We start from the raw sequence: 23313 nt of genomic DNA, 5'->3' as shown, positions 1-23313 counted from the left end.
TGAGATCTTTTTGCTTAATCTGCGTCATTAAATTTGTTCAAGTTATTTATTGCAATCTACCTTTTTGAAATGCGAATCTAAATATTTTATATCATTTACTTGTGTAACGTTCAGTAATTTTTTTATTTTAAAATTAGTCTGCATTTAAAACATAACCTGGGAAATCGCCAAATTAGTATGATTTATCTTCATTTTTGCTGTTTTCAAAGTTATTTGATTGAGCTTTTTTTATTCTAACTTCCCTTCGAATTTTTGTAATGATTGGATAGTCTCTTAATACTTGAACTTTTTTTATATATTCAATTTTTTCCTTGGCATCTAAATTTCTAATTTCTAAAATATCATTTATTATATTGTTTTTATATTGTAAAAGTTGTAGTTGCCTGTGTGTTTTCTGAATCTCGAATTCATAATCATACATTTCTTTTTGAATTATATTATTTATTTGAATATTTGCTTTATTCATTCTATCCTTTAAAGCTTCTCTTTCTTGTGGAAAATCCCTAAGTAGTCCATCTATTGGTTCAATAATATGATTATTTAACTTTTTTACATTTAATAAAACTTTTCTAATTTTATTTGATGTTGTTTCATTATTAAAGAGATAAAAATCAGAATGAAAATGCTCAATTACTTTTTGTACATAGTTAATGTTATATAAAAACTTTTTTCTTCCCTTTCCGCTCTGTGTACTATCTTTTTTTCGTTCAAGGGATTCATCTTGAGAATTTTCATTAGCTAATTTGTTTAGTAAGCGATTAATAGTTTTAGATGTTATTTCCTTATCATTAATATTTGCATTATTTACAATGTCTGTAATTTCTTCTACTGTAAACCATTCTTTATTCATAATTTTCCCCAACGTAATTAATCTCATTTTTTGCATGTCTGAGATTAATTATAAATATAAACTTAAAATTAATCAAAGATGTAAGGAAGTGATTTTATGACGTAGATTAAACAGAATAGATTAAAAAAATAATATGTATTATGAATAGGAGGAATTTAAAATGCTATTAAAGAAAAATAGTAAAGAAATCTTTAATGAGGAAGTTGCCTATCGAGCAGGGATGAATGGAAAAGGAGTCTTTCAGATTGTTGGAACGGCACCTGAACCGCAATATGTTTGGGATAAAGATAACAGAAAATATACCGATGAAGTTAGTGGGTATGGAATTTGGGTTCGTCAATCAGATGGAGAATATCAGCAGAATCCAATTATGGTTGTTATTCCTAATATTTCCGAAAATAAAGCCAACGATTTTCAATTCGGCGATTTTGTAAAATTGAAGAATTTTGGCGGATATTATTCGCGAAAAAAGCATGTATATCGTTGGCAAGCAGATTCAATTTATAAAGATAAGGAGGAAACAAATAATGTTAAATCTATTTAATACAATTTTATCAGTAATGATTAAATCAGGATTTCTTATTGGAATTTTAATGTTAATTGCTTTTTTGATCCAATTAGTAGTTGAACACTATCAACAAAAAGTTGGAGGAGCAGATTTTCTTGATCGAATTCGAGAATACTTTGAAGAAAAAGAAGATATTGAACAATCGAGAAAGAATTTACAAGAAGAGAAAAAAGAAATCGAAAAAGAAAAGAAGAGAAATGAATCTGAAGAGAAAAAATTAATTGATAAATCAAATAGTTTGGATGAATCTCATGACGAATGGGAAACGTACATTAACGAAGAACAGCAAGAATTAGATTATTATCTTGATTTTTGGAGTAAAATGACGACTGAAAATGAGTATCAAAATAATGTTGATGCAATGCAACACATGAAGGAAGTTATTACGGCATCGTCGTCAAAAAGAAAATTTTTGAAATTTCTAAAAGAAGAACTTCCCAAAGCAAATAGCACAGTAGTAGTTCAAGAGGTATATGAAGAATTGGAACAATTGTTCGAAGGAACAAATTATCAAAAGTATGTCTTAGAAGCATATCAAGACCGTGCTAGTCGAAGCAATCCAGTATTAGTTGCTTTCGAATTATACAGTTGCTATAACGTTAAGAACGCTGCTTAATTTCAAACGCCACGAAAGAAAATATGACAATATGGATGCGAGATACGAAAGTAACGAGAAGTCATATTGTCATATTTTTTTGAGACGAAGTGGTATGAGGTTGGAAATTAAGCAATGAAGAATAACAATTGGAGGAAATGATGATGGTAAAAAATATTTGGATTGCGTCGGATTTACCGCTGAATTTGATAGAACTTATTAAAAAGATTTTTAATGATTTAGAAATTAAGGATAATCAAATTGTAAATTTTGATTATGCTCGAGAAAATGATCGATATGAATTTCATTTGGAATATGAGATGAGTAATTTAGAATAACAGAAAAATATTTTAGATTCGTATGATTACAGAATAATGATGCAAGTGTTGGTATGTTCGACTTCAGGGCTTGTTTTGAAGTCGAACGTATAGTTGCAGATTTTTTGCACAATATTTTTTATGAAGGGAATGATTAATATGAAAGATAATTTAAATCAAAATAATGCAGCGATTCGTTCTAAAGCCTTTATGTATGTTCAGCAAATTGAAAAATTACCATTTGCAAAGGAAGAAACAAGTGAAGAAAAAATTAATGCATTGTTGAAACGAATTCAAAGTTTAGATTTTATTAAGAGGTATGCGCTTATCATTCATGATAAGGATAAAAGCTCAAATGGAGGTTTGATAACACCACATGTTCATGTAATGCTGGAACTGGATAAATCAAGAGCAGTAACGAAAGTAGCAAAACAGTTGGAAGATTCAGTTGAATATTTTGAATCAATGACTAAAAAATATAAACGTCATGGAATTGAGAATGGTTTTGCATACTTAACACATAGAACCAAAGGCGCTGAAGAAAAGTATCAATATTCTTTTGAAGAAGTTAAATCGAATTTTAATTACGCAAAATATATAGAAAAACTTCAACATCGAGTAAAAATGACAAATAAAGTATCAAATAAAGAATTTGTTGGAAAATTACTTAATGATTACTTGACAAATAAGGTTTCTGAAATTGAAGCTAAACGCATGGTGCTGCAATATGATCCTTTATTGATGCAGTATTTTTTAAGAAAATTGGATGCTGTAAAGAGTACAAAACTTGAAATTGATGCTGATGAATGGTTCAAAAACCGTTCTAGGAATGATGCTTTAAAATCAATAATTTGGATTAGTGGTCGTGGTGGAACAGGAAAAACAGTCTTAGCAAAGATGATTGCTCGAAATGTAGTAAAAGATGAATATTATTTAAGTGGAAGTGATAAGGATTATTTTCAAGATTATAATGGAGAACATTGCGTAATTTTAGATGAATTTCGTCCTGATAAGGTTTCATATTCTGATCTTTTAAAAATGTTAGATAATAGTCGATTTGATGTGAGTGCTCCTTCACGTTACCATGACAAGAAAGTTTTGGCAGATTTAATTATTATTACTTCTCCATATGATCCGGCACGGTATTATCAAAATGACGAAAGTATTCGTCCAGCAGTTGATGGATTTGAGCAGTTAGAACGAAGAATAACAATGGCATTAAATGTTGAAAAAGATAAAGTTTCATTGATGAAATATGCAGGATATAGAACAGAAAAAATTCCATCGCCGGGAAGTGGAAATTTTAAACGTGAAAGACCGTACTATAAAGTAGAAACGAGTTTTGAAAATTATATTTCATCTATTAAAAATTACAAGAAAGAAGAAAACGAAATTACACCAAAAATACTAGAAAAATTACATTCTTTTGAAGAAAAGATTGGTAGAAGCGTTGGATTAAAACTAGAAAGGAAAAGTTAATGTTTGGAGAAGAAATTCTGAATGCAAAGCAATTAGCAATGAAATTAGGTATCAGTAGAGCATATCTTTATAAAATGCTGAAAAATGGTCTTCCTTACCATCAACTGGGAAGTAAAAGCAGGAAATATTTCGTTTATAAGGAAGTTTAGGAATGGTTGCTAAGTAATTAAAACATTCATAAGAGTGATATACTCTTTTATGGTTATGTTTATTCTTCTATTTGGAGGTTGAACATGTCGATTAAAAAAGTAAAAACTGGAAAATATTCTGGAAAGTTTCAAGTCAGAATTCAGCCACGTGATAAAGTCACAGGGAAAAGATTGAATATTCCTGCTGAATATGTTGATTCGTTAACCGAGGCTAAAAAGGTTGAACGCTCAATGTGGCACAAGTACGAATCAGGATATGACTATGCTACTGCCGAAGAACTTTTTCCAATTTGCTTTGAAAGATTCATTGAAGTGGAATATGCGAAGGGACGATGGGAAAAGAAAACCTATAAAGATTGGGAATATTCCAGTCGGATTTTTAAACAATATTTTTCACACATCAAAATGAAAGATATGACTACTTACATAATAGGTAGCTTTGCGCGAAAATTTGTTGAAGATCACCATGTAACGGTTAGTCGAAATTCAGTAATTGCTCGCAGATTAACACATCTGAAAGCATATTTGGAACTAATGGTTGGAACATTATATCCTAAAAATCCTGTTCCGTCGCGTGCTCTTGATATTTTCTTTAAGAACGATGAAAAAGCATTAAAAGTTCCAAGATATGTATTGGATAGTTTGGAAATTGAGAAAGTCAAAGACTATTTGAAAGAAAAGATCGATTTTTCTGAATTTTCAAGTTGTGTTTCTAAGTTAGCAATTTGGGTTGACCTAGAAACTGGAATGCGTCCTCAAGAACTTCAAGCCTTGACATGGAATAGCATTCAAAAACAGAAAAATAATTATGTTTTTGAACTTTCCGATTCGTGGAGTGATTACACAAAATCGTTGAATGGTCATCTCAAAGCGCGGAAGATAGGAGAAAAAAGAATAACCTTGCCAATTTCTTTTGAATTAAAATCAATGCTTGATAAATTTGAAAAATATCAAAGCAAGTTCCTAAAAGAAAATGGAATTTCAAACTTTAATAACTTCATTTTTTTGAATTTGAATGATTTTCAAAAATCGTCAGCAGGTTATCCTGTGACACAAACGAGTTTGAATGAAATGCTAAAGAAAATTGGTGAAGAAGTTGGAATTAAACCTGAAGGACAATGGTCGATGTATTCGTTACGTCATACAATTGCAACGAAATTAGGTAACACTCCAGGAATGAGTTATCCTTGGGCAGCTGCAAGAATGGGGCATACAACAAAGGAATTTATGAAGACCTATGTTCATGTTGATCGTGATATTAACGATCAAATGAATAATCTTTGGATTAACAGTTAAATAATGGATTAATGAGGCTTGACACATTCTGACACACGGAGTGGTTTGGCACGTTAATTCATGCTTGATATAATGCGGTTTTGACTTACAACCTGTGAGCCTGCAATCATGATAAAACGTTCATAAATGTTTATAAGCCTTGATATAAGGCTTTTTTTGTTTATATAAGTATTTAAGTGTACACAAAAAAACTTTAAAATATTCAAAACAGACACATTCTGTGCACACAGTTCTAGTGCGTGTGCATGAGAAAATTTTAATGAAAGATGAGTCCACTGTTATATCAATGTTTTATGAGTTGATTCTGTGTGCATGAGGTGTTTTTTTAAGCGTTAATATTAGATTAATCTTAAAATAAAATACACATAGGTTTACAGGCCAGACACACACTAGACACACGACAGATAACCGTGTGTCTGTAAAGAATTTTAGAATGCGGATAAACATTGATATAACAACAAAAGACAACACTTTTCTGTGTGTCTGACAGGTACTTTGGTGTAATTTGGACAAAGAATAAGGACATGATTAAATTTGTGTCCTTATTTTTTATTCAAAAATGAAACCGAAAATTGACCAATTTCCCACAGATGACTATACTTTAAATATTATTAAGTTTATTTATGGAAGGAATTTAAAATTGACTCCAATTAAGTCGCAAAAAACATTTTTAGGACACCCGCGCGGACTGGCAACCTTATTCTTCACTGAAATGTGGGAACGGTTTAGTTACTATGGCATGCGGGCAATTCTGCTGTTTTATATGTTTTATTCGGTAACGGAAGGCGGATTGGGCTTTAGTAAAGCGACGGCCGCATCGATCATGTCGATTTACGGGGCGCTAGTTTATCTGACAAGTGTTCTTGGCGGGTTTATGAGTGATCGCCTGTGGGGCAGTCGGAAAACGGTTTTGATCGGTGGAATTTTAATCATGCTTGGGCATATCGTTTTAGCAACGCCATACGGCAAAGCCGCGTTGTTTATTTCGATCATTCTGATCACTTTTGGAACTGGGATGTTAAAACCCAACGTTTCTGAAATGGTTGGCAGCCTGTATGATAAGGATGATTATCGCCGGGAAGCCGGATTTAATATTTTTGTATTTGGAATTAACGTGGGGGCCTTTATTGCGCCAATTATTGTGGGGTACATTGGGCAAACGTATAATTTTCATATCGGCTTTTCACTTGCCGCAATTGGAATGTTTTTTGGACTTGTTCAGTATTCGATCGATGGCAAGCTGTACTTATCGCCTGACAGCATGTTTCCGAATGATCCGCTTGAACCGGAAGAAGTTCGCGGACTGATCAAAAAGGGGATTGCGTGGGTTATTGGGATCGTTTTGACTTGCGTAATTATGATCGAATTTAATCTGTTTAATATTGGCAACGTGATTCTTGTATTGTCGATCCTTTCAATTGGAATTCCGATTTATTACTTTGTTGTAATGCTGACCAATCAAAAAGTAACGGTGAACGAACGTAAGCGGGTCGTAGCCTACCTTCCATTATTTTTAGCTGCGATTGTCTTCTGGATCATTGAAGAGCAGGGATCAGTTACTTTGGCGATTTTTGCTGAAGAACAGACTAAATTGACGGTGTTGGGTCATTCATTTCCAGCAAGCTGGTTTCAAAGCATGAATCCGCTGTTCATTATGCTGTACGTTCCATGCTTTGCTTGGCTGTGGAGTAAGTTAAAGAATCGTCAACCATCGTCAGCAACCAAATTTTCATTGGGATTATTTTTTGCGGGAATTTCGTTCTTATGGATGATGCTTCCGGGAATGCTTTACGGGACTCACACAAAAGTTTCGCCTCTTTGGCTGGTCATGAGTTGGGCGTTGGTCATTATTGGGGAAATGTTGATTTCACCGATTGGACTTTCAACGACCACTAAATTGGCTCCACAAGCATTTCGGTCACAAATGATGAGCATGTGGTTCTTAACGGATGCGGTCGCGCAGGCGATCAACTCGCAAATCGTAAAGTTTTACAACCAGACAACCGAGATTCATTACTTTGGAATCATTGGGGGAGTAACGATTATTTTAGGGCTGGTCTTATTGATGATTGCCCCCAAGATCAAACAATTAGCAATGTCAGACTAAAAAAATAATTTTTTTGAAAAAAGTCCTTGCATTTTTTCTAAATAGCATGTATGATAATTAAGTCGGATGTGATAAGGCATTTGATTTTAATTGAACATGGAGGGGTAGCGAAGTCTGGCTAAACGCGGCGGACTGTAAATCCGCTCCTTCGGGTTCGGTGGTTCGAATCCACTCCCCTCCATCATCTTATTGGGGTATAGCCAAGCGGTAAGGCAACGGTTTTTGGTACCGTGATGCGCTGGTTCGAATCCAGCTACCCCAATTTTTTTATTGGGTAAAAGGTTGTGCAAGGGCACAACCTTTTTTGTATTAACCGGATAAACGAATAATATTTAGTGATATACTTATGGTATAAATTTTAAAGGAATGGATTTAAGGATGAGCTCTCCAATTTATATTCGAATTCATAATGATTTAAAGGAATCAATTGAAAAAGGCAAGTGGCAAGTCGGCGATCGGATCCCAGCAGAACGGGAATTGGCTGAAAAATATGGCGTTAGCCGAATGACTTTGCGCCAGGCAGTTCAAACGCTGGTTGATGAAGGAATCCTTGAACGCCGGGTCGGTTCTGGAACGTTTGTTGCCCGGAAAAAAGTTCAGGAAAAGATGTCCGGGACAACGAGTTTTACTCAGCTGATGGAAAATCAGGGAAAGACGCCTTCAAGTAAAACAATTTCGTATCAGGTAACGACCCCGTCGTTAAGTGAACAGGAACACCTGAAACTCAGTGATCATGATAATATTTTACGAATGGAACGGATTCGGTATGCAGACGAAGTTCCGATTTGCTTTGAAGTTGCAACGTTACCATATTCGCTAGTTAAAAATTATCAACGAGCGCAAATTACCCGGTCGTTATACCAAACGTTACAGGAACACGGGCTTGAGATTGGGCATGCCCAACAGACGGTTTCGGCATCAAGCGCATCGGAAAAGATTGCTGATTATTTGAAAATCAAACGGGGAGCACCGATTCTAAAGCTACGCCAAATTACTAAACTGACAACGGGACTGCCGTTTGAATATGTGCGAACAGAATATGCCGGCGAACGGTTTGAATTTTACTTAGAGAAATAAAAAATAAGGCTGAGGCCTTATTTTTTTTGCTTGAATTTTTGCCGATAAACGCGGAATAAATAACGCGGCAAAGCTAACATCCGTTTAAAGCGGGTCGGTTCTTGGATCAGCCGGAAGAGCCATTCAATGTGATGATTGATCCAAAATTCAGGGGCCCGTTGAACGTTGCCGGTCAAAACGTCGAAACTGCCGCCGACGCCCATCCAAATCGAATTGGCAATAGACCGGTGATGGGCGATGAAAAAGTCTTGTTTTGGAAATCCCAACGCAACAAAAATGAAATCCGGTTGGGATTGCTGGATTTCATGGACGATCGGTTCTTCATCATTAAAATAACCATCATGCATTCCAGCAATGACTAAGTGCGGGTATTTTTTCTCAATTACATTTTTCAATGCGCTGATCACTGCTGGCTTACCGCCTAAAAAGTAAACTTTCTTTTGACTTTGATCAGCATATTGCAACAATGCTTGCATGGTATCAAAGCCGGTTACCCGTTCAGCAAGCGGGGTGCCCAGAATCTGCGCACCTTTTACGATGCCGATTCCATCCGCAGTAACGTAATCAGCATGGTTGATGATCTGCTGGTAATTAGGATCGCGGGTGGCTGCCAGAACGATTTCAGGGTTAGCCGTGACGACGAACCGGTTAAGATGTTGCTGGTTATCGGTAATCAGTTGGTGAACCAATTCTTTCTGGGTAAAATTATCAAATTCAATTCCAAGAATATTGACCTTTAAACGCGTCATGATCTTCCTCGTTTCTGCTTTGTTTATTTCATTATAGAACAAACTATTTTGCGGTGGGAACCCGAAAAGTGATAAAATATAAGCACTATTATGTATCTAGTAAATTACGATCTTAAAGAGGAATATCATGATTAATAAATATGCAGACGACAGCTTAGCACTTCATACTGATGCGTATGAATTGAATATGATCGAAACGTATTGGCGTGAAGGGATTGCCGATCGGAATGCAATCTTTGAAGTTTATTTTCGCGATTTACCGTTTCAAAACGGATATGCCATTTATGCCGGGTTGGAACGTGTAATTCAATATATCCAAAACCTGCACTTTTCAGAGTCTGACCTTCAGTACTTAAAAGAAGAGATGGGTTATCAGGATGATTTTATTGAATACTTACGGAATTTCAAAATTCGGTTAAGTATTCGGTCAATGGTCGAGGGAGAAATCGTATTTAATAATGAACCGTTGATGCAGATTGAAGGCCCATTAGCGGATTGTCAGTTAGTGGAAACCGCAATCTTGAATATTATCAATTATCAAACGTTGATTGCGACCAAAGCTGCCCGGATTCGGTCAGTTGTCGGGGATGATCCCTTACTTGAATTCGGCAGTCGGCGGGCCCAGGAAATGGATGCCGCCATTTGGGGAACGCGCGCAGCTTACATTGGCGGCTTTGATGCAACCAGCAACTTGCGGGCAAGTAAGATTTTTGGGATTCCAGCAAGCGGAACCCATGCCCATGCATTAGTGCAAGCATATCAAAATGACTATGAAGCATTTAAAGCATACGCTGAAACGCATCATGATTGTGTCTTTTTGGTTGATACTTACGACACATTACGTTCCGGCGTTCCGAATGCGATTCGGGTTGCGAAGGAAATGGGCGATCGCATCAACTTTTTAGGGGTGCGGATCGATTCTGGCGATATGGCATACATTTCAAAGTGTGTGCGCAAGCAGCTTGATGCAGCCGGTTTCCCGGATGCTAAAATCTATGCTTCAAATGATCTTGATGAAAAAACGATCATGAACTTGAAAATGCAGCATGCCAAAATTGACGTTTGGGGTGTCGGCACGAAACTGATCACGGCGTATGATCAACCAGCTTTAGGTGCAGTTTACAAAATGGTCGCCATTGAAAATGCGACAGGTCAAATGGAAGACACCATTAAAATTTCAAGTAACGTTAATAAGGTGTCAACTCCAGGAAAGAAGCAGGTTTGGCGGATCACCCGGAAAGATTCCGGTAAATCAGAAGGCGATTACGTTGCCCTTTATAATGAAAAGCCGCAACAACGAAAGTCGCTGTTGATGTTCCACCCGCAATATACGTATATCAATAAGCAGGTCACAAACTTTAATGCGCGGCCATTGCTGACGGAAATTTTCAAAGACGGCGAATTAGTCTATGATCAGCCAAGTTTACAAGAAATCAAGCAGTACGCTGAACAGCACCTTGAAAGTTTGTGGGAAGAATATAAGCGGTTATTGAACCCGCAAGATTATCCCGTTGATCTTTCAAAGAAGTGCTATGATAACAAGATGAAAATTATTCAAACCATTCGGGAAACGAATAACCAAAAGCCGCTTCCGAATGATATTTAATAAGTGGAGTGAGAGAAATGCGTGAATTACAAGCAAAAATCATTGAAACGTTAAAGGTTCAACCGCAAATCGATCCGGAAAAGGAAATTCGCCGGTCAATTGACTTTTTAAAGGCATACTTGAAGAAAAATTCATTTTTAAAGACCCTTGTCTTGGGAATTTCAGGTGGCCAAGATTCAACGCTTGCCGGAAAGTTAAGCCAAATGGCAATTACGGAAATGCGGGAAGAAACGGGCGACCAAGATTATCAATTTATCGCGGTGCGGCTTCCATACGGTGATCAAGCCGATGAACAAGATGCAATGGATGCCATTGAATTTATGAATGCTGATCAAACTGTGCGGGTCAACATTAAGGAAGCTGCTGACGCAATGGTCAAGGCGGTTGAATCCAACCAAATCGAAGTCAGCGACTTTAATAAGGGCAACATCAAGGCGCGGCAACGGATGATCGCACAGTATGCAATTGCCGGGGCTAATCACGGTGCAGTGGTTGGCACAGACCACGCAGCTGAAGCAATCACCGGTTTCTATACGAAATACGGAGATGGCGGTGCTGATATCACCCCGTTATGGCGGTTAGACAAGCGTCAGGGCAAGCAAATGCTTGAAGTTTTGCATGCGCCAAAGCACTTATATGAAAAAACGCCAACAGCTGACCTTGAAGATAACCGGCCGGCTTTGCCTGACGAAGTAGCGTTAGGGGTAACGTATAACGATATTGATGATTATCTGGAAGGCAAACCGGTTGATGATCACAATGCGGAAATCATTGAAAACTGGTATGTGAAGACGGAACACAAGCGGCACATGCCAATCAACGTTTATGACGAATTTTGGAAATAGGGTGAAAAAATGCGACGGGTAAATATTAACCAATATTTAGGTGTGATCAACAATGTATTAGACAGCACCCAAAAGATGAGTGCGAAGATGGATCCGTACTTCAATATTTTTCGAAGTGCATTGAATGATGATGAAGAAATCGAAGCCGAAGACTATCAAGCTACGCAGGAAAGTTTTGGCGAAGGCGTTAAGCAATATCAAACGAACTTAACGACCTTAGAAAAGGCGCAAGCTCCGGCCCAGTTGATTGGGGTTCATAAGAACCTGATTGCTCATTATCGGGAATTTGTAAAGGGCTGCGAAGCAATGAATGCCAGCATTGATTATCAAGGCTACCAAGTTGACCGGAAACAATTTGATGCAGCTGAAAAGGCACAGGAAACGGCAATGGATAAAGTTAACCGGAGTGTCCAAAAAATCATCCGGGGACTCCATTTGGCATAGTTTAAGGGTGAAAAAGCAGGGAGGCTGCGACGTGGGTCACAACCTCTTTTTAATTTTAAAGGAGAAGAAAGATGGAACAGCAATATCTTGAAATTACAGCACATCAACTGCCACAATTGCGGCCGCATCAAATCAAAGAAACATTAAAATTGCTTGAAGATGGGAATACGGTTCCATTTATTGCCCGGTACCGGAAAGAAATGACGGACAGTCTTGATGAAGTCCAGCTGCGCGAAATTCAAAAAACATACGATCAGGTTGCCAAAATTGAAAAACGCAAAGCCGATATTATTAGCAAAATTGACGAACAGGGGAAATTAACCGCAACGTTGAAGGCCAAAATCAACCAAGCGGATAACATGCAGCTGCTGGAAGACCTGTATTTGCCATACAAGCAAAAACGGAAAACGAAGGCGCAAATTGCTAAGGATGCGGGGTTAGAACCGCTTGCCCGGTATGTTTTAGGCTTTAATTCCGGGATTGAAGCTGAAGCGGCAAAATATTTGAATCTGGCAAAAGAAATCATGACGGTCGATGATGCTCTTCAAGGCGTTCATGAAATTATTGCGGAAGCATTTGGCGAAAACGTCCAGTTACGGGACTGGGTTCGGCAAAACACGTTAAAACATGGGAAAATTGTTTCAAAGGTCAAAGACGAAGAAGCTGATGAAAAGGGTGTTTATCAGCTGTATTATGACTTTGAACAGCCAATCAGTAAGATGGCCTCCCATCAAACGTTAGCCCTTGACCGCGGTGAAAAAGAAAAAATTATTCGGGTAAAGGTTGAACTTGATGAGCAATTTGTATTACGGTATTTTCACTCCCGGTTTATCGGCAGTCGTCAAGGCGAAGCAGCTCCCATCATTGAAAATGCATATACGGATGCTTATCGGCGGTTCATCCGGCCGGCAATTGAACGTGAGATCCGGAAACAATTAACGGAAAAAGCCGATGAAAAGGCAATCAATGTGTTTGGTGATAATCTGTATCATTTGCTGATGCAGGCGCCGTTAAAAGGTAAAACGGTTCTTGGATTGGACCCCGCATTCAGAACGGGCTGCAAGCTGGCAGTGATCGATCCGACCGGGAAGTTCTTAGCGAAAGCCGTAATTTACCCGCATGAAAAAGCGAAGGGCCAAAAGCCGAATCCGAAGCTGCGGGCAGAAGCCAAGGAGAAACTCAAGGCCTTAATTAACGATTATCACGTTGAAATGGTTGCGATTGGAAACGGAACTGCCAGTCGGGAATCTGAAGCGTTTGTTGCTGAAGTTTTAAAAGAGATCTCAATGCCGGTTTACTACGTGATCGTCAATGAGGCGGGGGCTTCGGTTTACTCCGCAAGTCAAATCGCCCGGGACGAATTTCCCGACTTTAACGTTGAAGAGCGGTCAGCAGTCAGTATCGCCCGGCGGCTCCAAGATCCATTAGCTGAATTGATTAAAATTGATCCGAAATCAATTGGGGTTGGTCAATATCAACACGACCTGCCAGAAAAGGAACTGGATAATAAACTGAGCCAGGTAATTGAAACGGGCGTTAACCAGGTAGGGGTTAATTTAAACACTGCCAGTCCGCAATTATTAGAACATATTTCAGGATTGAATAAGTCGATTGCCAAAAATATCGTGAAATACCGTGATGAAAACGGCAAGTTTAAGACGCGGAAGGAATTACTGAACGTTCCGCGGCTTGGAAATAAGGCATATGAACAATCAGCTGGTTTCTTACGGATCGTGAACGGGACGAATCCATTGGATAATACCGACATTCACCCTGAAAGCTATGCGGCTGCCGAAAAGCTTTTAGCGGCTAATCAGGCAGCACAGGATGAGATTGGAACGGCTAAGTTGAATCAAAAATTAAAACGGTTTGATCAAAAGCAGTTTGCGGCGGAAAACCAAATTGGTGAAGCAACGTTGACGGATATTGTTTCAAGTTTGGAAAAGCCGGGACGTGATTTCCGTGATACGATGCCAATGCCGCTTCTGCGTTCAGATACGCTTCACCTTGAAGATTTGAAACCGGGAATGCAGCTTCAAGGCACAGTCCGGAATGTTGTGGATTTCGGTGTCTTTGTAGATATTGGCGTTAAGCAAGACGGGCTAGTGCATATTTCGAAGTTAAGTGATTCATATGTTGCGAACCCGCGGGATGTGGTTGCTGTTGGGGATATCGTTGACGTCTGGGTCGATAGTGTTGATGAGAAACGCGGCCGGATCCAATTATCAATGGTTGCGCCAGCGGAACAGAAGGCCGAGAAATGACCGATCAAGAACTGCAACAGTTAATTGAACGGATTTCAAATGAATCATTTCAAGTTCCGTTTCGCCATACTGCGAGCTTTAATTCCCGGCTACGGTCAACTGGCGGACGGTATATGTTGGAAACTCATAATATTGAAATCAACCCGCATATCGCAACTGATTATCCGCCTGAAATTTTGGTAGGGGTAATCAAACATGAATTGTGTCATTATCACTTGCATTTAAATCACCGCGGTTACCAGCACCGGGATCACGATTTTAAGGTCTTGCTGCAAAAGGTTGGCGGGAGCCGGTATTCGCCGTCAAGTTTACGGCCCGACCCGCAAATCGTGTATGAATGCCGGCAATGCCATAAACGGTATTATCGCCAGCGGCATTTTAATGTCCAGAAGTATCGTTGTTCACGGTGTGGCGGTCATTTGAAATTAATTTCAAAATAATTAAAAAAGATATTGCGTCTGATAATTTTGTCTGTTATAATTACTTTTGTTGTCGCGGGTATGGCGGAATTGGCAGACGCGTCAGACTAAGGATCTGGTGAGCATTGCGCTCGTGATGGTTCGAATCCATTTACCCGCATAAAGGTGAGCTGAGGTATTATGCCTCAGCTTTTTTTTACCTAAAAACACAAATATTTTGCATTCATTTCCTTTCAGGAGTATCTTAGATTAAGATTTTAAATTAGGATGTATATCTGCTTGAAGGGTAATGAGAAAAAAGAATTTTGAGGTGAACATAATGTCAGTTGGTGTTAAATTAACAGCCAGTGCAGGGTATTTACCTGAACGGGTCGTTACAAATGATGAATTAAGTAAAATTATGGATACTTCTGATGAATGGATTCAAGCTCATACAGGAATCAAAACTCGTCATTATGCAATTGATGAAGATTCATCTGAAATGGCAACCAAGGTTGCGGAAAAGCTTTTGCAACAGGCGCATGTTGCTCCGGAAGAAATTGATTTGATCATCGTTTCAACAATTTCACCGGATGCATTGACGCCATCAACCGCTGCCCTTGTTCAAAAGAATATTGGGGCGAAAAATGCCTTTGCCTATGACTTGTCAGCGGCCTGTGCCGGATTTATTTTCGGTTACAGTACGGCAGATAAGTTTCTTCACAGTCCGCAATACAATAAGGCGATTGTGATCAGTGTTGAAAATAACTCAAAGATGATGGACTTTACGGACCGGACATCGGCTGTTTTCTTCGGTGATGGGGCTGCCGGTGCATTGTTAGAAAAGAAGGAAAATGCAACGGATTCACTGCTTGCTGAAAAAATGCGGGCCGATGGCAACATGGAAGCTGTCAACAGCGGCCGAATCAAGCCAATTTCAGCTGTTAAGGCTGAAAATTATCCACAAGCAAAGGCCTTTTATCAAGATGGTCCAGCCGTGTTTAATTTTGTAACGACAACGGTCATCGATCACATGAAAGATTTCTTAAATGAAAATCAAATTGATCCGCAAGAGATTGATTTGGTAATTCCTCACCAAGCAAATTTACGGTTGCTTGAAAAAATCTCTGAAGGGTTGAATATTCCATTTGAAAAGTTTGCCGTTAACGTTGATTATGCTGGTAATACTTCGTCAGTGGGGATTCCGTTGGCATTAAGTGAACAGCTGGCAAATGGGAAACGGCCAAAGAAAGCATTATTAACGGGCTTTGGTGCCGGATTAGTTTACGGCAGTCTGTTGTTAGACTTAAGTGATTATTAAAAAAAGATTGTGCGATTTTTTTTCGCACAATCTTTTTTAGTATCCATAATTTCCAGTCGTTCCCGTGCCAGTTCCGGTTCCCGCACCGGTTGCTCCAGCAGTCCGACCATAGTTGCCGCCGGTTGCATGTCCCGTTGCAGCACCGGTTCCAGTCCCTGCTGTTTGATTAGCAGTTCCGGTGCCTGCTCCCGTTCCGTATCCTTGAGTTTGGGTTCGAGGAGAAGCCGTTGTTGTTTGGTTTCCATAGCTTGTTCCGGTTCCGTAACCAGTCCCAGCATTTCCCGTTGCTGAACCGTATCCGTTACCGGTTGAAGTGGTGTCTGTGGTTGAATCATCACTGCTGCTATCGCCTTCAAGTTGGCTGAGTGAGTCTTTTTCGAAATTATAGTCTGAATCTTTTAATCCAAGTTGGTGCCGAATTTCATTTGAAATTTTCCGTTTTTCAGCGGCAGTTGCGACTTGGTATGATAAGCCGCTTAACGTTTCGCTGTTTCCTTGAAGAACCCGCGATGAAACGTGTTTTCCGGCATCCTTGTAATAGGATTCGATCAACATCAAGTCATCATATGAAAGATCAGTTTTTAAACTTCCCTGGATCGCATTGATCGTCTTGTTGTATTTCGTTAATGAAGAAGCAGACATTACCCTTTTGATGATGGCCGTTAAAATTTGTTTTTGCCGTTTTTGCCGACCGTAATCACCTTGAGGGTCGTCATCCCGCATCCGCGAATACGATAATGCTTGTTTACCATCAAGTTTGACGGTTTTATCTTTTGTAACTGAAACATTTTGGTATGAGAACGTCAATGGCGGGGTAACGGTTACGCCGCCGAGATCATCGATTACTTTAACTAGTCCACCCATGTTGATCAGCATGTAAAAGTTGATCGGGATATCAAGTGTCTTTTCAACGGTCTTGACCGCCAGATCCGTTCCACCGTACGTGTAAGCTGAGTTAATCTTATCATATTCGTTGTTTGATCCGGGAATGTGAACGGCCGTATCCCGTGGAATGCTTGTCATGGTAATCTTTTCCGTCTGTGGATTAACGGTCATTACGATCATCGTGTCTGTTCGACCCGTATAAGTTCGCCCAAGATCTCCGGTATCAGTTCCTAACAGTAAAACTGAAAATGGCTTTTTGTCCTTTAAGACCTGTGAAACAGCTTGATCCTTTGTCGTGGGCGAATATGCTTTTGACATTGCTGTTCGTGTGTGATTTAAAATGCTTAATGCAAAGGCGCCGATACCATAAAATCCAATTAGTAATATAACTAATAAGAACGTACAGATTTTTTTGCGAATATTTTTTTTTGCATGATTTCGTCTATGATATTCTTCAACTCGTGAAGGAATTTCATCATATAATGATGAATCTTCGCGTTCTTTTTTTTCCATAATAACTCCTTGATTTTATCTTTATATTTACTTATTGAATTATACCAAAAAAAATAATTGAAAAGTTGAATAAATTGCGAATTTAATAAATGGAGGGATGATAATGATAAAAAGACTAATAATTAGTGGTGTCACCGCATTATTATTACTATGCGGGGCGGAAAAAGTTCACGCTTCAAGTTATTACTGGGCGCCAAAGACGAAGATTAATGACGTTGAAGTAACGGTTTCGGCTGGGACAGAAATTGAATTGCCAAGTGAAGTGAATCATGATTTTGAAAAGAACGAAGATAATTTAGAAAACGAACAAAACGCCAATCCAATCATTCGTGAAGCCCGAAAATATCTCGGAGTGCCGTATGTTTGGGGCGGGACCACCCCAAACGGGTTTGACTGTTCAGGGCTTGTGCAATATGTATATGCGCATTGCGGAAAGCAGTTACCACGGGTGACGACTCAGCAGGAACATTGCGGCAAAAAAATTCCACTTGATCAAGCCCAACCAGGAGATCTATATTTCTGGGGATTGCCGGGGCAGACGTATCACGTTGCAATTGCGTGCGGAAACGGAAAATTTATTCAGGCGCCCGCGCCGGGACAATCCGTAATGGTTTCAGATGTCCAATTTTTCCGGCCGGATTTCGCAATTCGACTTGATTAAAATTCTTTCTGCTTTATCGTCCGGAGGGATTTTGATATGATAAAAATTGGTTAAAAAGCGTAAGAAGGTGAACTAATGGTTAAATTAGTTTTACTCCGCCACGGACAGAGTATTGCGAATCAAAAAAATGAATATACCGGATGGTCAGATGTTCCGTTGACAGCATTAGGAGAGGCGCAAGCCCACTCGGCCGGTCGGCTTTTGCGTGAAGAAGGAATCCAATTCAGCGATGTTCATACATCGGTTTTAGTACGGGTAATTAAAACCGCTAATATTGTTTTAGATGAAATCGATCAATTATGGATCCCGGAACATAAAACTTGGCGGCTGAATGAACGGCACTATGGCGCGTTACGGGGATTAAATAAGGATTATACCCGTCAAATTTATGGAAAGAAGCAGGTTGCGCTTTGGCGGCGGTCATACTATTCAATTCCGCCAGAATTAGAGAAATTTGATGATGATCGGCGGTATGCAAGTGTTCCGCATGATTTGTTGCCGTTATCTGAAAGTTTGGAAATGGCTTCAGCCCGCATTATTCCATACTGGATCGATGAAATTGCTCCTCGCCTTAAAGCAGGGAAAAATCAGCTAGTTGTCGCTCACGGGAGTTCCTTACGGGCATTGTTAAAATACCTGGAACGCATCAGTGATGAAGGCATTGACGGGGTTGAAGTTTATAATGGCGAACCAATTGTTTATACGTTAGATGATCAAACCCTTGAAGTTTTGGATAAGAAAGTTTTGTCATACGAAAAAAAATCTGCCGATTAGGCAGATTTTTTATTATGTCTTTAGAACTGGTTGAGCACGAAACGGGCGAAATAAAACCCACCCGCTATATGTTATGCACCTCAAATCTTAGATTTATTGTCCAATTTTTAGAGTTCACTTCATAGTGGCTAGCTGCTCTTTTAATATACAAAAAACTCGTCATAACAACGAGCCTTAGAAAACAATGATGTTAGAATGTGTCTTTCATTGGATGCTTTTAGTATAGCACTTATTATTTAACTTTAAATCCTTTTATAAAATTATTTACAATTCTAATTCGTTTTTTATGCGGTAAACGGTGTTTCGGGTAATTCCAGCTTTATCAGCGATTTGTTTAATGGTGATTGGTTCACCATTGGCTTTTTACTTGAGCATTGAAACTACTGTGTTATAAATCAATTTTCGTTGAGGATTTTTAGTATCTTTAGAATATTGAACAACGCCACCTTTATATGCACTGCGTTCTTTTGCAAGTTTAATTCCTTGTTGTTGATGTTCAAGTACTGTTCTGCGTTCTTGCTCAGCAGTGTATTTTTGGATTTCTAAGACAAGATTAGTCAACAAATTCTTTAAGTTTCGATCTTTAATACCTTCAAAAGAAGGTAAATTAAGAATGTTAATGGTTACACCTTTATGTTTGATCTGTTCGGTAATGTTAGAAATATCATGGCTATTCCGACCAAGACGCTCCATACTAATAGCACATCATCTTCACGAATAAAATTTAACATTGCTTGAAGTTGAGGACGTTTAGCATCTTTACCTGAAATTTTTTCTTGAAAGATTTTTTAACAATCTGCTTGATGAAGTTGCCCAAGTTAACGATTTAGGTTTGGATCCATGGTTGAAACACGTGCCTATCCGAATTTCATTTTTATATTTCCTTTCTACATTAGTTTTTATTTTAATTTAAAGATTTTAACTATGCTCTACTCTGCTTAGAGATGTAAAAAAGTACATGGTGTGAAAAAAGACTTGCCCCCACCGTAAAGCAAGTCTCTTTTTACCTTTTTTTGATTATTGCTGGTAAAAATGTTACTTAATTATGTTTTTTAGCCATTCTATGGAGGGTTCGGTGATAATATTACTTTAACAACAATTGTTATTTTTCATCGTAAAGCAAGAGGATGCTTTATTTCAGATAGATTACACGGATATATTATAAAATAAATCTAGTAAATTATTAGATTTTTTTAAAGAGCCTGTTTAGATAGGACACCTTGATTACACATATTCCACAAAATAAGAACCTAACTGTTAGCCGGCAGTTAGGAAGCTGTGTTGTTAATTATCGCCAAATATATCCTTACACCAACGCTTGTCGGGTGCTTGGCAGCTTTATTTACGCATTGGTTAAACGAGCATTAAAAGGTTGCTAACTGATGCGCGTATGTAAGGAAATCGTCCGTTTGAGCCTAGCTAACTTATTCGGGCGTTTTTTAATAAAAAGACCTAACTGGCTAGACGGACCAGTTAGGTTAGGACTATATGGTATCATCCACTTATTTTGTATAACCACAGGCACGTCATTTGAAGGGAATGTTGTGTGGTAAGTAAGTGGATTAATAAGCGATAATGAGTTGCTTATACAACGAAGTCCAGCAGACTTAGAATTCCGCTGATTTTTGTAAGAGGTCTAACTGGTTAGATGAGTACATCTAAACCGGAAGTTGTATGATTTCTCATCAACTCGTCTTACGGGTACATATTAGCATAATGAATGTTATTTGTGTATAAAAATTCATGCCTATTTGGTTGTTTATTATATTTTTCAGTAGGGATGTGTTTTGAGATAGCTCAACTATTTTTCCAGACTTAATTGAAGAAAAAATAAAAGAGGATTTAGCCAGAACTTGGAGATGCTAAATCCTCTTTGGGTTTCAATACTGAAGCTCCACATTTATTTTATCATAATTTTTAGACGATAAGCTAAGTTTAAAATAAGTGAGTAGGAATTTATGGAAATAAAATTAAAATGGGTTACTTCAAAAGGTAAACTATTTTTTTACAAAAAAACTGCTAGCTTAATCGCTAGCAGCATTATGTTATTAATTTTTGGAGTTTAAAATATGGAAATAATTAACTCAATACAGGGTTTTATCTTCTTGTTAGAAAAGTGAAACAATATGAAAAAAGACTTGCTTCATCATAAAGCAAGTCTTTTTGTTTTGAAAGCTTTAGTGGCTATTTATCTACCGCAGTTTCCTGTGCGATTATGCCCTTGATCGGAATTTTTTCTAATTAATTTTGGCTAGGTTTTTATTTAATTCTAGTGAAATTAAGTACAACGCAATTAAAAGATATACTCTTTAAAAGCGTTGATATTAAGTCGTTTGTGAAAGTATACTTAAATTTATAAAACGTTAAGCCAATGCACCCATTGGATCCCATGGAGCAAGAACAGTTGGTTCTTCCTTCAAGATTTCTTGAAGGTCCTTTGGCAAGTATTTCTTGTTAACAACGATTTGGTAGCAGAATTCTTCCATCCAGTCATCGCTCATTACGAAGAATCCTTTTTCGCCGACCTTATCGCCCCATGAATTTTCAACTTTCCATTTTGTTGGTTGACCGTCAACCAAGTCAACGCCGGTCAATACCATGGCGTGGGTCATCATGCTTTCACCGTAGTCAAGCCGTTCAGCCTTTGACATTGAAAAGTCAACATCGAAAAGTTCGTCTTGGTGGTAGAGGTTCGTGTCCATGATTCCTTTCTTCCGGTCGGATTCTTGACCAACATCTGAACCAAACCAAACACTTTCGCCATGTTTAAGTTGTTCGATGGCAACTTTGCGGAAGGTTTGCATATCAAGGTTCAAGTGGCGAACTTGCCGGCCGCCTAAAACATTTCCAAGCATTTCAACCGTGTACATGTGGTTGAATGGTTTGTCAGCGGTTGGGGCATTGATAATTGAAACGTAATCGTCTAAGTTCCAACCAACGTACTTCTTGAAGAATTCTTGCGGCGTAATGTTTTCGATCCGGTGATAGTTGTTATCAGTATCACGGTATTCAAAATCAAAGTTTGCTGGTGGTTCACCAAATGTGTAAGCTAACATCCGGTAAATTTCGTTCAGCATTTTTTCCTTTGCTTTTTGAATATCAGCATCACTCTTCTTTGCGGCAACCAATTCGCGCAATTCAACGGCATCTTTGCGAAGTTTAAGGTTGAGTTGCTTATTAATTTCCGTTGAGTTTGATGAGTTGAAGGTTTCCGGCATGACGGTTTGCGGAACAACTCCGTATTTTTGAATCAATGCGACTAACATGTCCCATTGGCCACCATCTTGTTGCGGCGTTTGCATCAACCATGCAACTTTGCGGTCAGAAGTTGGTAGTTCAGCAGTTTGCAACACATTTTCAAGGAAATAGTTTGATTTTTCAAGTTTATCCCAGAAGAAGGTGTAGTTTTGTGAAAGTTCAAAGTCGTCTTTCATGTGTAACTTTTCGCGCATTGAATGCCGCATTGTATTTAAAGCAGCAAACATCCAGCACCGGCCTGACCGTTTTTGATCAGCAACTTTTCCGGTGTCAATGTCGATCGAAAAGACCCGGTCCATTGCGACTTCTGAACGGTAGTCAGCACTGACACTTAAAATTCCGTTTTTAGTAACGGCGCGTTCGTTGACTTCGTGACCTTCATGCTTGTCGAGGTCAGCTTGGAAATTTTGTAATTGTTCTTGACTAATTGCTTTACTCATAAATATTCACCTCAAAATTAACATTTAACCTGGATTACTTCGGGACCATCTTGCCGGCCAACGATCACCGTGTTGACCATGTCAAGGAACAAGCCTTGTTCAACCACGCCGACTTGGCTGATCAAATATTTTGCCAATGTGTGCGGGTGATCGATTTCATGCAAGTAAAGGTCGATGACATAGTTATTTGAATCGGTCCGGACGCGTTCATTTGTTTGCGGATCGATTCTGAATTTCGGGTTAAGGCCTTTCTTTTCAAACCGTTCAAACACTTTTTGACTGCCGTATGGAATGACTTCAACCGGAAGCGGGAATGACCCCAATTTTGGTGAAAGTTTGCTTTCATCAACGATCCACATTACTTTATCGGAATTGATCGCAACGATCTTTTCAAAAAGCAATGCAGCACCGCCACCCTTGATTCCTTGAAAATCTGAACTGATTTCATCTGAGCCATCGATCGTTAAGTCGATGTGGTCAACTTCATCAACTGATTTCAACGGAATTCCAAGGCTTTTAGCTTGTTGGGCCGTCCGTTCGGAAGTGGTTACCCCGGTAACGTGCAGGCCTTCTTCTTGAACCCGTTTGCCAAGGGCGTCAACCATGTATTTAACGGTTGTTCCGGTTCCAAGTCCAAGAATCATGTTATCTTTGACAAATTCGACTGATTTTTCTCCAACGAGTTTTTTAAGTTGATTTTGATCCATCAGTAATCCT

General features: G+C 38.7%; 21 protein-coding genes, 3 tRNA genes and 2 pseudogenes. 20 read left to right on the top strand and 6 right to left on the bottom strand.

Going from position 1 to position 23313, the window contains the following annotated elements; genetic code table 11:
- Positions 1–172: 172 nt before the first annotated feature.
- Positions 173–850, bottom strand: a complete 678-nt coding sequence (locus Q3C15_RS07415) for a hypothetical protein (protein ID WP_302704809.1) — start codon at positions 848–850, stop codon at positions 173–175.
- Between the two features lie 160 nt (positions 851–1010).
- Between Q3C15_RS07415 and Q3C15_RS07410 the strand changes: the two genes are divergently transcribed.
- From Q3C15_RS07410 to Q3C15_RS07365, 10 genes are all read left to right on the top strand, one after another.
- The gene (locus Q3C15_RS07410) at positions 1011–1394 is read left to right on the top strand and encodes a hypothetical protein (protein ID WP_302704808.1); all 384 of its coding nucleotides are present in this window, start codon (positions 1011–1013) and stop codon (positions 1392–1394) included.
- Entirely contained in the window at positions 1378–2034 is a 657-nt protein-coding gene (locus Q3C15_RS07405; RefSeq protein WP_302704807.1) for a hypothetical protein, read from the top strand. Before Q3C15_RS07410 ends, Q3C15_RS07405 begins: the two co-directional genes overlap by 17 nt.
- A gap of 137 nt (positions 2035–2171) precedes the next feature.
- Entirely contained in the window at positions 2172–2351 is a 180-nt protein-coding gene (locus Q3C15_RS07400) for a hypothetical protein (protein WP_302704806.1), read from the top strand.
- 138 nt (positions 2352–2489) lie between these two features.
- Positions 2490–3809 carry a Rep family protein gene (locus Q3C15_RS07395; RefSeq protein WP_302704805.1) on the top strand — a complete coding sequence of 440 codons (1320 nt, stop codon included), beginning with the start codon at positions 2490–2492 and terminating at the stop codon, positions 3807–3809.
- Entirely contained in the window at positions 3809–3958 is a 150-nt protein-coding gene (locus Q3C15_RS07390; protein WP_302704804.1) for an AlpA family transcriptional regulator, read from the top strand. The genes Q3C15_RS07395 and Q3C15_RS07390 overlap by 1 nt, the downstream gene beginning before the upstream one ends.
- An 84-nt stretch (positions 3959–4042) precedes the next feature.
- Complete coding sequence (locus Q3C15_RS07385; protein ID WP_302704803.1) at positions 4043–5254, top strand: tyrosine-type recombinase/integrase; 1212 nt, start codon at positions 4043–4045, stop codon at positions 5252–5254.
- Positions 5255–5903: 649 nt separating this feature from the next.
- Positions 5904–7361, top strand: coding sequence for a peptide MFS transporter (locus Q3C15_RS07380; RefSeq protein ID WP_302704811.1), 1458 nt, complete (start codon positions 5904–5906; stop codon positions 7359–7361).
- A gap of 98 nt (positions 7362–7459) precedes the next feature.
- A tRNA-Tyr gene (locus Q3C15_RS07375) sits at positions 7460–7542 on the top strand.
- A gap of 9 nt (positions 7543–7551) precedes the next feature.
- Positions 7552–7623: transfer RNA gene (locus Q3C15_RS07370), tRNA-Gln, on the top strand.
- Positions 7624–7739: 116 nt separating this feature from the next.
- Entirely contained in the window at positions 7740–8438 is a 699-nt protein-coding gene (locus Q3C15_RS07365) for a GntR family transcriptional regulator (RefSeq protein WP_204779666.1), read from the top strand.
- A gap of 17 nt (positions 8439–8455) precedes the next feature.
- Here the strand turns inward: Q3C15_RS07365 and Q3C15_RS07360 are convergent, their stop codons facing one another.
- Positions 8456–9187 (bottom strand): WecB/TagA/CpsF family glycosyltransferase, encoded by a 732-nt coding sequence (locus tag Q3C15_RS07360; RefSeq protein WP_278852274.1) that lies wholly within the window; start codon positions 9185–9187, stop codon positions 8456–8458.
- Between the two features lie 127 nt (positions 9188–9314).
- Between Q3C15_RS07360 and Q3C15_RS07355 the strand changes: the two genes are divergently transcribed.
- The 7 genes from Q3C15_RS07355 to Q3C15_RS07325 all read left to right on the top strand — a co-directional run bounded on the left by Q3C15_RS07355 (position 9315) and on the right by Q3C15_RS07325 (position 16065).
- On the top strand, positions 9315–10793 hold the full coding sequence (locus Q3C15_RS07355) for a nicotinate phosphoribosyltransferase (protein ID WP_057826808.1): 1479 nt from the start codon (positions 9315–9317) through the stop codon (positions 10791–10793).
- Positions 10794–10810: 17 nt separating this feature from the next.
- Entirely contained in the window at positions 10811–11638 is an 828-nt protein-coding gene (nadE, locus tag Q3C15_RS07350; protein WP_057826807.1) for an ammonia-dependent NAD(+) synthetase, read from the top strand.
- 9 nt (positions 11639–11647) lie between these two features.
- Complete coding sequence (locus tag Q3C15_RS07345) at positions 11648–12082, top strand: hypothetical protein (protein WP_302704801.1); 435 nt, start codon at positions 11648–11650, stop codon at positions 12080–12082.
- Between the two features lie 71 nt (positions 12083–12153).
- Entirely contained in the window at positions 12154–14346 is a 2193-nt protein-coding gene (locus tag Q3C15_RS07340) for a Tex family protein (RefSeq protein WP_302704799.1), read from the top strand.
- Complete coding sequence (locus tag Q3C15_RS07335; protein ID WP_204779671.1) at positions 14343–14786, top strand: SprT family protein; 444 nt, start codon at positions 14343–14345, stop codon at positions 14784–14786. Before Q3C15_RS07340 ends, Q3C15_RS07335 begins: the two co-directional genes overlap by 4 nt.
- A 54-nt stretch (positions 14787–14840) precedes the next feature.
- Positions 14841–14925: transfer RNA gene (locus Q3C15_RS07330), tRNA-Leu, on the top strand.
- A 159-nt stretch (positions 14926–15084) separates the two neighbouring features.
- Positions 15085–16065 (top strand): beta-ketoacyl-ACP synthase III, encoded by a 981-nt coding sequence (locus Q3C15_RS07325; RefSeq protein ID WP_204779672.1) that lies wholly within the window; start codon positions 15085–15087, stop codon positions 16063–16065.
- Positions 16066–16101: 36 nt separating this feature from the next.
- On the opposite strand, the gene Q3C15_RS07320 is transcribed toward Q3C15_RS07325, so the two are convergent.
- Positions 16102–17463 (bottom strand): LCP family protein, encoded by a 1362-nt coding sequence (locus tag Q3C15_RS07320; RefSeq protein WP_302704791.1) that lies wholly within the window; start codon positions 17461–17463, stop codon positions 16102–16104.
- Positions 17464–17776: 313 nt separating this feature from the next.
- On the opposite strand from Q3C15_RS07320, the pseudogene Q3C15_RS07315 reads away from it, so the two are divergent.
- Both Q3C15_RS07315 and Q3C15_RS07310 read left to right on the top strand, forming a co-directional pair.
- Positions 17777–18124, top strand: a pseudogene (locus Q3C15_RS07315) (C40 family peptidase); the annotation flags it as partial.
- A gap of 75 nt (positions 18125–18199) precedes the next feature.
- Positions 18200–18898, top strand: a complete 699-nt coding sequence (locus tag Q3C15_RS07310; RefSeq protein ID WP_283601520.1) for a 2,3-diphosphoglycerate-dependent phosphoglycerate mutase — start codon at positions 18200–18202, stop codon at positions 18896–18898.
- Positions 18899–19162: 264 nt separating this feature from the next.
- Here Q3C15_RS07310 and Q3C15_RS07305 read toward each other — a convergent pair.
- A pseudogene (locus Q3C15_RS07305) lies at positions 19163–19740 on the bottom strand (recombinase family protein).
- Positions 19741–20176: 436 nt separating this feature from the next.
- Between Q3C15_RS07305 and Q3C15_RS07300 the strand changes: the two are divergent.
- Positions 20177–20266, top strand: coding sequence for a type I toxin-antitoxin system Fst family toxin (locus Q3C15_RS07300; protein ID WP_283601521.1), 90 nt, complete (start codon positions 20177–20179; stop codon positions 20264–20266).
- A gap of 995 nt (positions 20267–21261) precedes the next feature.
- Here Q3C15_RS07300 and Q3C15_RS07295 read toward each other — a convergent pair.
- Positions 21262–22596 carry an aminopeptidase C gene (locus Q3C15_RS07295; RefSeq protein ID WP_286006272.1) on the bottom strand — a complete coding sequence of 445 codons (1335 nt, stop codon included), beginning with the start codon at positions 22594–22596 and terminating at the stop codon, positions 21262–21264.
- Between the two features lie 17 nt (positions 22597–22613).
- Positions 22614–23303, bottom strand: a complete 690-nt coding sequence (gene rpiA, locus Q3C15_RS07290) for a ribose-5-phosphate isomerase RpiA (protein WP_302704810.1) — start codon at positions 23301–23303, stop codon at positions 22614–22616.
- Positions 23304–23313 lie beyond the last annotated feature (10 nt).

Source organism: Ligilactobacillus sp. 110_WCHN (assembly GCF_030518115.1).
Classification (GTDB): domain Bacteria; phylum Bacillota; class Bacilli; order Lactobacillales; family Lactobacillaceae; genus Ligilactobacillus; species Ligilactobacillus aviarius_C.
The sequence above is the reverse complement of the archived record's forward strand: the minus strand, read 5'-3'. Positions and strand labels throughout refer to the sequence as shown.